At 47.2% G+C, this 14,173-nt stretch carries 16 protein-coding genes and 1 pseudogene; 5 read left to right on the forward strand and 12 right to left on the reverse strand.

The window, feature by feature from the left end; translation table 11 throughout:
• Positions 1-209: 209 nt before the first annotated feature.
• Positions 210-1,673, forward strand: a complete 1,464-nt coding sequence (locus BJ885_RS06760) for an EAL domain-containing protein (RefSeq protein WP_121931471.1) — start codon at positions 210-212, stop codon at positions 1,671-1,673.
• Positions 1,674-1,702: 29 nt separating this feature from the next.
• On the opposite strand, the gene BJ885_RS06765 is transcribed toward BJ885_RS06760, so the two are convergent.
• The 3 genes from BJ885_RS06765 to BJ885_RS06775 form a co-directional block, all read right to left on the reverse strand.
• Entirely contained in the window at positions 1,703-1,975 is a 273-nt protein-coding gene (locus BJ885_RS06765) for a YqjD family protein (RefSeq protein WP_023311651.1), read from the reverse strand.
• A 119-nt stretch (positions 1,976-2,094) separates the two neighbouring features.
• Positions 2,095-2,763 (reverse strand): epoxyqueuosine reductase QueH, encoded by a 669-nt coding sequence (locus BJ885_RS06770; protein WP_121931472.1) that lies wholly within the window; start codon positions 2,761-2,763, stop codon positions 2,095-2,097.
• A gap of 124 nt (positions 2,764-2,887) precedes the next feature.
• Positions 2,888-3,364 (reverse strand): GNAT family N-acetyltransferase, encoded by a 477-nt coding sequence (locus BJ885_RS06775; protein WP_121931473.1) that lies wholly within the window; start codon positions 3,362-3,364, stop codon positions 2,888-2,890.
• 89 nt (positions 3,365-3,453) lie between these two features.
• Between BJ885_RS06775 and BJ885_RS06780 the strand changes: the two genes are divergently transcribed.
• The gene (locus tag BJ885_RS06780; RefSeq protein ID WP_121931474.1) at positions 3,454-4,407 is read left to right on the forward strand and encodes a LysR family transcriptional regulator; all 954 of its coding nucleotides are present in this window, start codon (positions 3,454-3,456) and stop codon (positions 4,405-4,407) included.
• Positions 4,408-4,546: 139 nt separating this feature from the next.
• The gene (locus tag BJ885_RS06785; protein WP_121931475.1) at positions 4,547-5,440 is read left to right on the forward strand and encodes a LysR family transcriptional regulator; all 894 of its coding nucleotides are present in this window, start codon (positions 4,547-4,549) and stop codon (positions 5,438-5,440) included.
• 5 nt (positions 5,441-5,445) lie between these two features.
• Here BJ885_RS06785 and BJ885_RS06790 read toward each other — a convergent pair whose 3' ends face one another.
• On the reverse strand, positions 5,446-6,036 hold the full coding sequence (locus BJ885_RS06790; RefSeq protein ID WP_121931476.1) for a LysE family translocator: 591 nt from the start codon (positions 6,034-6,036) through the stop codon (positions 5,446-5,448).
• Positions 6,037-6,490: 454 nt separating this feature from the next.
• A complete protein-coding gene (locus BJ885_RS06795) occupies positions 6,491-8,281 on the reverse strand; it encodes an LTA synthase family protein (RefSeq protein WP_183128610.1) in 1,791 nt (596 codons plus the stop codon).
• A gap of 1,432 nt (positions 8,282-9,713) precedes the next feature.
• Between BJ885_RS06795 and BJ885_RS06800 the strand changes: the two genes are divergently transcribed.
• Entirely contained in the window at positions 9,714-10,121 is a 408-nt protein-coding gene (locus BJ885_RS06800) for a hypothetical protein (protein WP_029740541.1), read from the forward strand.
• A 56-nt stretch (positions 10,122-10,177) separates the two neighbouring features.
• On the opposite strand, the gene BJ885_RS06805 is transcribed toward BJ885_RS06800, so the two are convergent.
• Both BJ885_RS06805 and xisR read right to left on the reverse strand, forming a co-directional pair.
• A complete protein-coding gene (locus tag BJ885_RS06805; protein ID WP_121931478.1) occupies positions 10,178-10,726 on the reverse strand; it encodes an Arm DNA-binding domain-containing protein in 549 nt (182 codons plus the stop codon).
• Positions 10,726-10,938: an excisionase family protein gene (gene xisR / locus BJ885_RS06810; protein WP_032657248.1), complete on the reverse strand. Its 213-nt coding sequence runs from the start codon at positions 10,936-10,938 to the stop codon at positions 10,726-10,728. Before xisR ends, BJ885_RS06805 begins: the two co-directional genes overlap by 1 nt.
• A 176-nt stretch (positions 10,939-11,114) precedes the next feature.
• Here xisR and BJ885_RS06815 point away from each other — a divergent pair, with 176 nt between their 5' ends.
• Positions 11,115-11,606: a hypothetical protein gene (locus BJ885_RS06815; RefSeq protein WP_032657247.1), complete on the forward strand. Its 492-nt coding sequence runs from the start codon at positions 11,115-11,117 to the stop codon at positions 11,604-11,606.
• A gap of 1 nt (position 11,607) precedes the next feature.
• Here BJ885_RS06815 and BJ885_RS06820 read toward each other — a convergent pair whose 3' ends face one another.
• The 5 genes and pseudogenes from BJ885_RS06820 to BJ885_RS06840 form a co-directional block, all read right to left on the reverse strand.
• Positions 11,608-11,826: a TraR/DksA family transcriptional regulator gene (locus BJ885_RS06820; protein WP_032657245.1), complete on the reverse strand. Its 219-nt coding sequence runs from the start codon at positions 11,824-11,826 to the stop codon at positions 11,608-11,610.
• Between the two features lie 437 nt (positions 11,827-12,263).
• Positions 12,264-12,758, reverse strand: a pseudogene (locus BJ885_RS06830) (MT-A70 family methyltransferase); the annotation flags it as partial.
• On the reverse strand, positions 12,755-12,922 hold the full coding sequence (locus BJ885_RS23260; protein WP_183128611.1) for a hypothetical protein: 168 nt from the start codon (positions 12,920-12,922) through the stop codon (positions 12,755-12,757). The gene BJ885_RS23260 and the pseudogene BJ885_RS06830, both read right to left, overlap by 4 nt.
• A complete protein-coding gene (locus tag BJ885_RS06835) occupies positions 12,919-13,347 on the reverse strand; it encodes a regulator (protein WP_121931479.1) in 429 nt (142 codons plus the stop codon). Before BJ885_RS06835 ends, BJ885_RS23260 begins: the two co-directional genes overlap by 4 nt.
• Positions 13,344-14,024, reverse strand: a complete 681-nt coding sequence (locus BJ885_RS06840; RefSeq protein ID WP_121931480.1) for a lambda exonuclease family protein — start codon at positions 14,022-14,024, stop codon at positions 13,344-13,346. Before BJ885_RS06840 ends, BJ885_RS06835 begins: the two co-directional genes overlap by 4 nt.
• Positions 14,025-14,173: the final 149 nt, after the last annotated feature.

The raw sequence follows: 14,173 nt of genomic DNA on the forward strand, positions 1-14,173 counted from the left end.
TATACCCTGAGAATAAGATGTTTGCCGGTGTTATTTGCAAAGAAAAGTATATTTAAATGACGGTGATTAACGCAAAGATGTTCCTGTGAGTTCAGCTGATAACTGTTTCTTACCCTGAGGCGGTACTGTAAAATTAATGTTTATAACAGGTGCGTTAAATTTTACGTATTCACAAATGGAAATGGCGCCTTAGTGCCCAGGAGCAGTTTATGACCCACAAAATTTCTCTCAGAAATGAGGCGTGCGATGAACATAAATTTGTCATCTCCGCCTGCGGTTTTACGTTCCAGGGATATCGTCTGATCCTTAACCAGTACGGAATACAGGCTTCGCATATTCACTTTGACGGGGATGAGGCATCCCAGCAGGATCTGGAAAATATCCTTATAAATCAGAATGCTCATGTTGTGGTGTTTCTCGGGAAAGGTATCGTCAGCCTTCTGGAGAGCCTGAAGCGACTGGCATCCGTGCTCAATGCACTTCCCGTTATTCGACGCGTTACCCTGTATGGCGACATACCGGATGGCTGGCTATATCGCACCCTGGGCAGTCTTTTAAATAATAGTTATCAATTATCATTGATTCGCATAGCCCGCGTTTCGGACGTCGTCACTGGTTCTCAAACGCACCATCATGTTTTTAAGGATCGTTCGTACTTATTACGCGATCGCTACAAGGATAATTCTTCGCAAGACAACGTAAAGTGGCTAACAAAAAGAGAGATTGACGTTTTATTAAATTTCTACCGCGGCATGTCCGTAAAAGAAATGTGCGATGAAATGGGGCTTTCTAATAAAACGGTTTATACGCACCGTAAGGAAGGCGTGCTGAAATTACGCTTAATTAAGCGGTGGCTACACGATTCGCACAATTTCAATGCGGAAAGAAGTATCAAGCGGCGGAGTCAAAATACGGAGTTTACGGATAAGGAATCAGAGATTTTTAATGCATTGTATAAAAAAGAGATCTTCCCTGCTTATCAGATCATTACCGATCGTGATAAAAAAGGCGTAGGCTTTGAGATACTGATCCGCTGGAATAAAAACGGTAAAATTGTCAAGCCGGCCAGTTTTCTCACGGATATTTCAAACCATGAGATATGGTTGAAAATAACAGCGTTAGTCATTCATGCCGCCGTGTCCGGGATTAATAAGTATAACGGTAAATACTATTTTTCTGTGAATATTCCGCCTCGTCTGGCCTCCGGAAATGCATTGCCCGATATGGCAAAGAAAGCTATCGACATGCTGCTCAAACCGCAGTGGGCCGAAAAGCTGGTCTTTGAATTCGCAGAAGATATTGACGTGACGAAGGACAAGAGGATCCCTGAAACCATGCGGCATTTACGTAATACGGGGTGTCGATTGTTTCTGGATGACTGTTTCTCTAATCATCAAACCATGTTCCCGGTGCGGCAGGTGCATTTTGATGGACTCAAGCTGGATCGCGACATCGTTGAGCATTTTGTGGCAAACGATAATGACTATAACCTGATTAAAGCGATACAGCTTTACAGCGACATGACCGGAACGGACTGTATTGCTGAGGGGGTTGATAGTGAAGAAAAGTTTGAAAAATTAGTCGCGCTGGGCGTCAAAAACTTTCAGGGATATTATTTATCGCGGGCCGTGAAAGAGGAAGAGTTAGACCGCATGGTCAGAATTTTTAGCTAAGAAAAAATAAAGCCCCGAAGGGCCTTTTATTATTTTCGACCCAGCAGCAGGCCGAGAACAATACCGACCGCACCCGCTGCGACGAGGCCGGTGAGGGGATTATTTCTGACAGCTTCAGTGACGTCGGAGACGGCATCGCTGGCCTGTGCGGCATATTTTTTAGCCGCACCTTTTACCTGATGCTTTGGTGAATCGACGAATTCACCAAACTGCTGCTGCGCTGAACCTGCAAGCTCGTCAAATTTATTCTTTGCTTTATCTTCAGCAAACTGGGTGTTTTTATCAGTACCGAAATCAGACATTTTTGCCTCCTTTTGTTGATAATTAAAGGATAGCCGCTCTTTGTGGATGTGGGAGACGTAAGGCTAAATTCGGTACATGTCAGGGCTGTTTTCGGATATATCTCTATACCGGGAACCCGTTATTTCTCATTGTCATCCTGACCATAATACAGTGTCCCGATGCGAATCAGCGGGTGGCCCTGAGACTTACGATGCAGGTTACTGTCCCTGAGCGAATAAACGCACCCGCAGTATTCCTGCTGGTAAAACTGCTCCCGCTTGCTGATCTCAATCATGCGAGAAGAGCCGCCCTGTTTACGCCAGTTATAGTCCCAGTAAACCATACCCGGATAGCGCGCGGCAGCACGCTGGCCGCAGTCATTTATCTGCTGCATGTTTTTCCAGCGGGAGATCCCCAGCGAGCTGCTGATGACGCTGAATCCATTTTCTGCCGCATAGAGCGCCGTACGCTCGAAACGCATATCGAAGCACATGGTGCAGCGGACGCCACGCTCGGGTTCCCATTCCATGCCTTTCGCGCGCTCAAACCAGTTATCTGTGTCGTAATCGGCATCAACAAACGGCACGCCGTGTTTTTCCGCAAAGCGAATATTCTCCTCCTTCCGAATGAGGTATTCCTTTTGTGGATGGATATTGGGGTTGTAGAAGAAAATCGTGTAGTCAATCCCCGAAGCCTGGATAGCCTCCATCACTTCACCCGAGCAGGGGGCGCAGCAGGAGTGCAACAGCAGCCTGTCGGCACCGTCTGGCAGGGAAAGTTGTGGGCGGATAAAAGGGGCTGTCGTCATGGCGTTCTGCAATATGTTTATGAAATTTATGGAAGGGTAGCATAAATTCAGAATCTGTTGAGGCGGGATCAAGGCAGGCCAGAGCGATCCCGCGGGGCGGGATCTTCTCCGGTACCACGTGTCGCTATTCGGCAAATTTCAGCAGCGCGTCGCCATCAAGACGATAGCGTACCCATTCGGGCTGCGGCAGCGCGCCTATGCTCAGGTAAAAATCAATAGCGGGCTGGTTCCAGTCCAGAACGCTCCATTCAAGGCGACCGCACTGCCGTTTTACCGCGAGCTGCGCGATATGTTTCAGCAGCGCTCTTCCCGCGCCTTTACCGCGATAATCCGGAGAAACGTACAGGTCTTCCATATAAATCCCGTTGCGTCCTAGCCAGGTCGAATAGCTGGTGAAGAACACGGCATACCCGGCTATCTTGCCGTCAAACTCCGCGATCAACGCTTCGGTTTTTGTGCCTGCGTCAAAGAGCGTTTCGCGGATCTCCTCCGGCGTGGTAACCACCTCTTCCGGCGCTTTTTCATACACCGCCAGCTCGTAGATCATGGCGTATATTGCCGCCGCATCTTCGGGGCGGGCCTGACGAATGGTGATGCTCATTGTTTTTCCTGTGTTTTAGCCTGTGTTCGATTGATGGCGTTAAGCATACGGAGTATTGTCCGAAGAATTAAGTGCAATGAAATCAACAAATGATGAATATTATGCATCCAGTACTGAGGCGTCTTGATTTAAACCTGCTGCCCGTTTTCGACGCGATTTACCGCCACCGTTCCGTTCGGCTGGCCGCTGATGAGCTGGCGATGAGCACATCGGCACTGAGCCATGCGCTGTCGCGTTTGCGCATCACCCTTAATGACCCGCTATTTTTTCGGGAAGGGCATCGCATGTCCCCCAGCGTGTATGCCACTCAGCTTGCGCCTTCCATTGCTTCCGCACTGTCGTTCCTGAATCATGAGCTGACCCCGCAGCCGGAGTTTGACCCGTCCAGCAGTACCGAAGGCCTACAAATTGGGATTACGGACTTTACCGCGCTGTGCATTTTCCCGGCGCTGATGCACAAACTGCAGCTTGCGGCCCCGGGTTTGCGTTTCGAATTGCGCTATCTGCCGCACAGCCCGGCGCTGACGGAACTGCTGGCGGGCGAAGTGGATCTTGCGCTGGGGTTCAGCACTCAGGATGATATCCGGCACCCGGAGCTGGAAGAGATCGACTGGTTTGAAGATGAGTATGTGGTCATCAGCAACGCGCGCCGGACGCGTCTGACGCTGAAGGAGTATCTCGCGGCCCGACACCTGGTGGTGACGCCATGGAATGAAAAGCAGGGCGTTCTGGACGTGCGGCTCGAACAGCTGGGCTATACACGACAAATCGCGATCAAAACGCCGTCGATGCTGAGCGCGCCGTTTATCGTTGCGGAGAGCGACCTGCTGATGGCAATCCCCCGGTTTGCCGCTGAGAAGCTGGCTGCGGCAGCGGACCTGAGGATTTTTCCTTTACCGTTTTCGATACGCACGTTTGAAGTGAAAATTTACTCGCATAAACGCAGCGGCCAGCGGGGCGCAACGCGCTGGCTTAAGGAGGAGCTGCAAACGCTGGCGCAGGCGCGTCATTCCGGCTCCCAGGAGAGGATGTCGCCGGGTTGACGCTGCAGCGCATCGCAAAATGAGTAGGGCGCTAAAGTCCACACAGTAAAAAGAGATGCGGCCGGGAAGGAAAGTACGATATCGTAACTCTATGATTAAACGCATAGTTCGCAGGAACGCCGTCGCAACAGGACGATAAATGATTGATGACATCCGTTATCTGATAGTGTTTGCAAAGATTGCTGAGGCAGGATCCATTTCAGGTGGGGCAGAAGCGTTAGGGCTTACAACTGCAACGGCAAGCGCGCATTTATCAAAGCTGGAAAAAAATCTTGGCTGCGCGTTACTTTACAGAAACACCCGCAAACTCTCTCTGACTCACGATGGCGCCAATTTGCTGGAAACGGCCAAATCGATGCTGGCGCTGTATGAGCAGGGGGTCATTGAATTTAAGGAGCGTTCGATCTCAACGGCCAATAAGCTGACTATTTCTCTTCCTGCCGTTTTTCTGAAGAGTGCGTTTACCCGCCATCTGGCCGATTTTATAAAACGTCATCCGGGCCTTTTACTGAATATCTCTTACAGCGATACGCGCAGAGATATTATTGCCGACGGTATCGATGTGGCATTTCGAATCGGCGAGCTTCCGGACAGTTCACTTAAAGCGCGCCACCTTTTTGTGCTGCCGCGCCAGGTAGTTGCTTCCCGTGATTTGCTCAGCCATTACCCGACGATTGCGCATCCTGATGACCTGGCGAAACTGCCGTGGATTGGACTCAATATGAGGCAGAATAACCGTGAATTCCGGCATAAAAATGGGGAGGTGGCTGTAGTGACGTATACGCCCACGGTGTATGTAGATAATGTCGAAGCCGCTTATGCCCTTGCCAGACAACAAATTGGCCTTGCCGCACCTCCTCGCTATTTAAGCGAAGAGGATATTAAGCGTGGAGAAATGCAGGAAATACTTCCAGACTGGTCATTAGAACCGCTGAAAGTCTATGCCGTATGGCCCTCTAATATGTCGACCAGCAGTATTGCCTACAAATTGATTAATGATATTTATAACGCAATTGAGTTTCACGCGTTATAACGGGTTTAAAATGCTAAAAAGAGCATGTAACACGCCGTAATAAGCAGCAGTCCGCCCATCAACACGTTAAACGTACGGAGCTGCCGCGTGCTCCTGAGCAGCGTCGATACCTTTTCTCCCATCAATGCCCATGCAGAAAGCGACAGGTAACAGACTAAAAAATAGACCGTGATAAAGACGAGAGCTGTCACAGGGTTAGAGGGTTCGGAAAACATCGCTGCCCCAGAGGCGCACGCGGTCCATGCTTTGGGGTTGATCCACTGCATGACAAAACCCTGAACAAAACCGGGTGAATCCGTTTTTGTTAATGATATATCGGACCGTGACGACGCTATCTTATAACCCAGATACATGATAAATAAAGAACTGGCAATATTAAGATACCTGAAAAATACGGGATGTTTTTCGATTGCAGCGTAAAAGCCGAAACATATAAAGATAAGTAATAACGTAAACCCTAACGTTGCACCGGAGACAAATGAGAAGGTCTTTCTGAAACCGTGAACGGCACCAGATGATATAATCACCATATTAACGGGGCCAGGAGAAAACGAAAGCGTCAGTGAAAATATAAGCATTGTAAAAAGTACCAGCATTTTATCTCCGTGGGTTGGTTATCTGCAGCACATGAACTGCGAATTTTTAGAAGACTATCTGGTAACGTTTGTCAGAGTAAGTGGCTTTTGTCTAAAGGTGTGTTTGATGTTTTGCTTTGAGAGGACAGTTAAAACAGAAAGGACGCACAATGACACAATACAGACCCGCAGCAGATGTCGTGAAGATCACCATCTGGGGAATTTGCGCTGGCTGACGCAGATGGTTATGGAGCTGATGCCTGCGAGAGCGGGGGATTGATCATACAACTATCCCCCGCCAACTATACCAAGTCAATGCCGTCCAGATCCCGGTGGTATTAACTGCGCTCCACCGGCGGCCGGTTCTAAAAGTGATGAATATGCTATCATTTGTTGTCAGTCATATTTTCACCTTTAGAATTGTCAGTTACGACACCCCGATAATTGCTGTAGGAGAGGCTTGTAAGAAATAATTTCATTTTTCATTGCCTTCGAATAAGGCCATTGAATATATCCATGAAGGCATTGCATTGATTTTTCTTTGATATGATTGGCTTGTGTTGGAACAACCATTTTTAATATTGTATCTGAAGCTTGGAAGACCAGAATTAATTAAGTGTTTATCTATGAGGGATGAAACACAAAAGTAAGGTTGATTATTTGCTTCCATAGCGAGTTGTTGTAAATTAGTATTACTGCCTGCAGAAATAAACACGGGTACATCGCCATAATCAGTCGGTTTTATATCCCATTTAAATACAAAATCGTTGTCGCGATCACCTGTTTTGCTGAAAAGATTTGCTGGTAAGACATTCTTGTCCATAAAAAATTTATTCAAGGCGGGTTTGTGATCGCCATAGATAACGATAACAGCATTAGGATCTATTTCTCGCACTTCTTTGGAGAAATCAATGAATCGTTCGATAGCCTGTTTTAATTCATATGCATATACATACTCTCCCGAGTCATTCTCTCTAGGATATGGGCCATGTGTAGACATAGTAATCAAATTCATGAAAATACTTTTTCCATCGGCTTTTTTTAGATGTTCAATTGCTGACCTATAAAGAAGGTAATCATCGGGTTGCCACTGCCATTTCTTTTTGGTTGCGACAATTTCATCGGGTAGTTTTATATTGGACATTTCATTGAGGCCATCAAATTGTTCGAAGCCGAATTTTTTGTAAACAATATCTCTATGCCAAAATTCTTTTATATAATTATGTGCTGCATAAGTAGTATAGTTTTTTTGTCTTAAAACGCTTGCAATAGTGTCTGAACCCGATTTGAACTGCGAGGCATATTCTTGATAAATTGTTCCAGATAAAACTCTTGAGTTGCTTGGTAGCCCAGTTAGCATTTCAAATTCAACATTTGCAGTGCCTCCGCCATAAACTGGTGAGGTCGCTCGGAAAGATACAAAGCCTTCCTTTAATAAGGGATTGATAATTTCTTTAAAATTTTCATTGTCATACCAGCATGACTCACAGAGCACATAAATAATAGTTTTATGTTTTGGTAATGATGCACTACCTGCTGATTTTTCAAGGGAATAGATGTCTTTGTTATTTTTGTCAGCCAAAGGTGCAGATTTACGCGAGCCTGTCATCAAAATATGCATTGCCATTCCATTTTCCTGTAGGTTTACAGGCCAATTCCACGATATATAGCTCACATTCATTTCTATAGCAATCAATGTCATTTTTCTGGCGAGGATATTATCCTCGCCTAAGAGGGTGCTAAAATGGGAATAAAATGAAAAGGGTAGTGTTATGACAAAGCTAATCGCAAGAAATAATTGGTTTTTCTTTGTCGTGTAGAAAAAACGGCTGATAAAAAATAAAATTATACCAAATGATATTGCGAGGAACAGATAAAACACTGGCCAAGGGGTAAGATAGTGCTTTGCAATGGATATATTAGACCCTGAAAATAAATCATTCCAGGAAAGAACTTCACCAGTGAGGGATAATTTCGTGTTGCTTATATAATCTAACAACTTAAAGATTATAAAGACAGTATAAGCTGAAATTAATGATGGTGTTCTTAATAGGCGAAGAGAAATATAGGCTAACGGTAAAGGACTTGCAAGCCAGATATAGTGTATTATTGAATATAAAAAGTTTGGTAATGGTATTGAATTTTTAATGCCCGTTATAGCTATTGTAAAAAAAAGAACAATAAAAATGAAATCTAGTAGTGAAGATTTTACTTTTTTTGAATAATTAGTTGAAGTGAGAGCCGCAGTGTTGAAGTGCACGTTCATTTTTTGAACCATAAAATTAATAATTCTTAGTATATCATGTCATTAACAGAAGTGTAAGATCCTATCTCAATAGCTAACTTCAACAAATACTCAAACATTTGCATTTGATGCTCAAGGATAGGTCAATCACAGAGTGAGCCCCATCCGAAGCGGCGAATTGAATCAGTTCTGACTACGTACCGGGATAGCCTTTTGCTGACAATACTCGTTCAACAGGTACGCCTGCTTATCATCGAACTCCTTGAGCCAGAACGAATATACCGATACATCATTTCTGCATCCTCGTATCCTGGTTGGTAATCTCATTGCGCTGATGCAAGGAGCATAACGCTATGTTGGGCGGATGCTTATGCAAGGTGTGCAATCTCTTGCTGCTGGTGGCGTAACTGTTTGAACCTCTATAATCGTTCAAAACCAAAACTCTCAGTAGCAAACTTACGGTGATAACGATTCTATTTCTCGGGTTTGCAGCAGACCATCGATCAGTCCGCAGGGATTGCCAAGCAGCTCCAGCCCGGAGGTAATCTGTAATGCGAGGAAATTAAGATAACGTGCTCACTCAGAGAAGGCCCAAGAGGAGCTTGTGAAAATCAAGGTTTTATCTTCCACCCTTTTCAAGGAATCAGAAGAAGACAGTAAGCCTCCGCCCGTAACAAGACTGGTTGTAAAAAATAATTCTGATACTACTAATTCCAGAGCATACCTTCGATGCATGATAACCAGCAATGAACGCTCAACTCCTTGGTTGGTGAGTGATGTTTTTACAATGTTCCTGGTGGGCTTAAATCGAATGAAGAAGCTAAATGGGCTCTGGCGCCACCTAAGAATTCGAAATGGGGAACACTTTGCGCTGCGTCTGAGGCTGTTTTCACTACGACAGTGATGAGAACAGAAGGCGCTGATAAACAGGTGTTGTTTGATGCAACTGTGTTTACTGAGCGAGATAACAGTAGGCTAGAAGAATTGAAGAAAAAAACTTTGATCGGTGCCTGCTATCTGGTCCGCTTCGGCGGGCTTTTTTTATGCCCGGAGGAAAAGTGGCGATTGAAACATTTACCTGGAGAACCTAGTTTCAGGCGGGCATGGAAGGGGAGTTTACTTACATAACACAGGCCGGATCCTTCGGAGACGGATTTGAGGAGATTGCCTGAGAAGGCTCAACTCTGAAAAACAGTCATGGCCGATGACCTTCCAACCGATGGCGGCTGAGCTCCCCGTTGCCAATATTGTCAGCTTTATCTCCGTGCTCTGACTGGCCTAAGACAATATGTTATAGGAAAGGCACACTCCAGAATGGTGGATGAAATGAGAAATGTTTTCGCTACAGTAGACGATATACTCAGGTCGTATAGATTATAAAATAAATGCAAGACACAATTATCAAAATAAGGTATCTTATTCATGCACTTATAAATACTTAAATGGAATTGACATGTTAAAACCTATTCTTGCATTAGCAGTTCTTACATTATCTGGGTGTTCAATTATGCAGGAACCACCTAAACATGGTACCCCTGACGCTGTATATACGACTAAGAGCGATACAAAAAGAGTAGCTTTATGCATTGCTGATGTATTTGCTGATTACGATCCCTACATTTTGGCTGGCTATAAAGAAGAGTTTTGGGGTTATAAACTTACATATCCCGCCGGGCCGTATGGTGAAGCTGAGATTTACAGTAAAAACAATGTTACCAATGTGAATTATTTTGAACAGAATAATTCAGATAAAAAAATGGTAAAGCATCTTAAAGATGGCATTCAAAAATGTGTAACCAAAGCGTATGACATGTCTCCTGTTGGTGGTAAGCAGCCAGACGGAAGCGTAAAACTCTGGTAATATCTGGTAGAATATAACTGAATATTTTCAATCAACTCGGCACTCTGTTTTTTTGATTACCAATGGCATGCGACGTAGCATGCCAGATAAACTTGACGGCTGGCACTGCACCAAATGTAGTCGTTCACCGTGTTCACACTGCGGCCAGTCTTTTTTCTCTTGTTACCCTCGGAGTAAAAGCTTTCTCCACGCAACAGCTCCTTTCTGTACTGCATCATGTCGCTGTGAGTAATATCGGAAATTAACGTGTTCCCTCCGATGACCTTATTCATCGTCCTGAGCTGCGCCTTAATTCGCGTCATGGTGTTTCTTGAAACATCCTCTTCCTTGGCATCCAGCCAGAGTTCGGTAAGTTCGTCCCAGGTGTAAGCAACACGCGTAGAGGTAAATTTCTTGACGCTTTTCGACTCAGGGAAGCGCCGAGCGTAATCGAATTCACCTAGCTGTATTTCACTTAAGATGAGCGCGCGCAGGTTTCCCGCTTTTTTGATATTTGCAGGAGTGACCATCCAGCCCTTCAGCACTTCCCGGCAGCGTTTGCCGCGAAAGGTGAAAGTTAACCTGATTTTTCCATTGTGAATTTCAACACCTGTTGGGAAGGTCATTACAGCTCCTGCACTAACTGATTTATGCGAGGGTAGTTGTACCATAGCAAGCCACGCTTAGTTTCTCCTCCGTTCATTGCCTGTCGCTTGAAGTGGACACCTTCCAGCCATGGCCCGCTTCGGAGTGCTTTTATCTGGCGCTCTGTCAGGCCAGTAAGCGCCGTCAGTTCTGCCTCAACAACCCATTCTCTATTAAAAATGATTTGCGCCATGATGACTCCTGGCAACCGGCGTGAGTATACCCACGTCTGTTGCGTCGTGTTGATTATTCGAAATCAGGTAAAAAGAGGCCCCGACGAAGCGGGGCATGCACATTTTTTAGAAAATTAGTTGGGTAAATCCAATATCTGCCGATATGTTAGGAGTCACATTTGAGGGATCGACATCCATGAAAACAAAGCATTTGCTGCTGCTTGTGCTCTTAACATTGGCCCAATGTAGTCATGCTCAAGAACAATACAATTTTGAAGATGTAAAACCTGCAGTTATTGAATTCTTCAAGCGCGGGGCAGGGAATCCTGATGGCTGCGATGTGCTAAAAGAGCAAAGTGCAAAAAATCCAAAAGATGAGCAAGCAAGGAAAATGATGATAGGTTTTTGTGACAGCGACTTAGATACATCTAAGCCAGTAACTTTCACAGAAATGTCATCGCATAGTTCTGAAGGGCATCCGTATGTTTGCGGCGTCATATCTGGTCAGACACAACTTGGCCGTAAAATAGGTGCGCGTTTTATTACTGCCGAACCATATCATTTAGTTCTGGGCTTCAAGTATTCACGACGACCGATAGCTTACGCAACGGATGATGGTTTTTTGGTCGATGAGTTTCGTTCTCAGCTGAAAGCCTTCAACGAGCTATATGCAAAAGCATGTAAATGAATTAAATCCCTCTCTGCTTATTCTTCAACTCGATAACAGATTGGCACTCTGCGCACGTCTGGCATCCCGGAACGGCAACGCGCCGCGGCGCAGGGATATCCTCGCCGCATTCAGCGCAATGCTCTGCTGATACGGCGTTGCGGTTGAGCCGGTGGGCGGAAAGGGCTGCGTTACGCTGAAGCTCTTCAATCTCTGCTGCTGTGTCGATGATGTCGGCCATGGTCAATGCTCCCGGAACTGTCGGTTAATACGGTTGAAGGTGAACGCCAGCAATAAAAAAGGCCGCTTTAGCGACCTGGTGATTATTGGTTTCATGCTGCACCGCCTTCATTCTTCTCGGCTTCGACTATGTGCGAGGTGGTTGGCGATTTCGAGGCTTTTTCTCAAATCAACGGGTGAGGCTCTGTTCATGCTGACGCCATCCTTACCACTATGAATTTCGACATAGCTTTATCAACCAGCTTTGTGTTGTGGTATTTGGAGATCGCCCAGGTGATGGCAAAGAGGATCCAGCGGAAGTGGCTGGTGTAGGTTTTGAATGTCAGCCCGTCGCAGACATCCCACGCACTCCAACTTTCGGGCCAGTCAGCGTTATAAACTGCCTGGCATGCTTCCCAATCATTGCTAAACCCACCGCGGCATAATTCACGGACTACCTTCCCACGGCTTTTCGCTGTGCGCGCCGAGCGGGCTGTATACCACTTGCTTAATCCCGGCGTGCTTTCGTTCCAGCCCGGCGCCGCGGGTAGCAATCAGCAGGTCTTCGGTATTGGCCCGGGTGTGGTTGCCACCGTTCATGCGCGTCTCGGCGTTAAGCAGATCGAGGAAGTCGTAAAAGTCGGTGACTTCACCCTCGGCCAGCGCCTTGTTGATGCGCAGTTCCGCGTTCTGGTTCAGCTTCACCCAGGTAAAGCCCTTCATCGTGCGAACGGTAAAGCCCCAGGCTTCGGCCAGCTCTATCGCCTCCTGGTTATGCGTGCCGGTGTAACACATTGCCAGCACCGCGTTTTCGGCGGCAAGTTCCCACACTGGCAGGCGCTTGATGTCGATTAGCTTCATGGTGGAGTAATGATCGGCAGCGGCGCCGTTGCTGATGGTGTTGCCGTAAGACCAGGGAGGATCTGCGTAGATAAGAGAGTATTTTCCGGTCATACATCCTCTCGCTCCGGATCGTTAACATCCCAGCCATTACGCTCAATATTGATTTGAAGCCGCTTATCTCCGACCCCTTCAATGTTGCGGCCGGTAATCTCTGCGACTTCAGCGTTTGAGTGTCGCCACAAGAGCGCCAGCTCTTCGAGTGACCATGCTTTCATAGCACTGACTCCATTTCGTCGATGTAGAGGCCCTGAGCAATCAGGCGGCGACGGCGGGCGGCACGTTGAATGCACTCCTGCCGCCTACCTTCCTGCGATTGCTCTATAGCGCGCCGGGTGAACAGGCGCGATTTACCTTGCGGCGTTACGACCTTTGGTTTCGTTACCAAGTCGAAAGTCCGGTCGCAGATGCCGTCCTCGTTGATCCACTTTTCCGACTCTACGATCTGCGCTATCTGTCCGGAGCCGCGGGTAATACCGTTGGCTACCCGGTTGAACTCGATGAGCGTTACGCCAAACTTCTCGGCAATTTCGCTTCCGGTTACCGGGCGGCCGCGCGTCTGAATCATCCAGATAACGCGCTCACGGAGGCCAGAGAATTGCCCGGTTCGCCCGGGCCTGCGGTAAAATGGTGTGCGTTTCATTTCCACTGCTCCCCGAAGGTGAAGCCGATTTCCGCCAGCGCCTCGTCCATCTTCTCGATGAACTCTGGCACCATTTCGTTGAAATCGGTCATGTACTGCGGATCCCGCTCAACGACGACGTGGTGAATGCCTTCGCGTTTCATGCGCGGGTCGTAGTTGGCAAAGAACCAAGCGTCTTTCCCGGTCACCCACATGCTGTACTGCACCTGGGCCATGTACTCGGACTTAATGGCCTCAAAACCGCCGAGGCGGAATTTCATGAAATCGCGGGAGGTGAACGGGCATTTCAATTCGAGGCCGAAATTGTTACTGCAAAGGCCGTCAGGGGAGCACGCGGTGCGCATGCTCTCGTCACGGAACAGGATCGGAGACTCCGTGACTTTCACGTCGGTGGTGAACTCGAAGAGAGTGCGGGCGTCTTCCTCATACTGCTTCCCCCAGGCCAGCGCCTTGGCGTTAACCTCTGGCGCTACGCCAGTGCATACCTCAGCGAGCAGGGTGTGGAAGTAGGACATCTTCATGCCCGTCCATTTGGTGCCGGAGCGCGGCTTGGAAATGACGTTATGCACTTCAGAGGCGGTTATGACGCCGAGGCGCAGCCGGTGCCATTCCTCGTCGCCCTGTTGGATGTTGGTTACGTCAACGCCGGTCCTGGCCAGGATAATTTCTGGTGTCATGTCAGCAGTCCTTATGGTCATCCCACGGTCCGAATCCACCTACGTAAACGAAACCTCGCGATGGATCGCTCACATGTGTTTCGCGCTGTAGCCGCTCAATTGAATTTCTGTCAATTGCCGACTGCCGCATCTCAAGTGACTGATGCCCT

This window comes from Enterobacter sp. WP_7_1 (genome assembly GCF_003688535.1).
In the GTDB taxonomy this organism is placed as follows: domain Bacteria; phylum Pseudomonadota; class Gammaproteobacteria; order Enterobacterales; family Enterobacteriaceae; genus Enterobacter; species Enterobacter asburiae.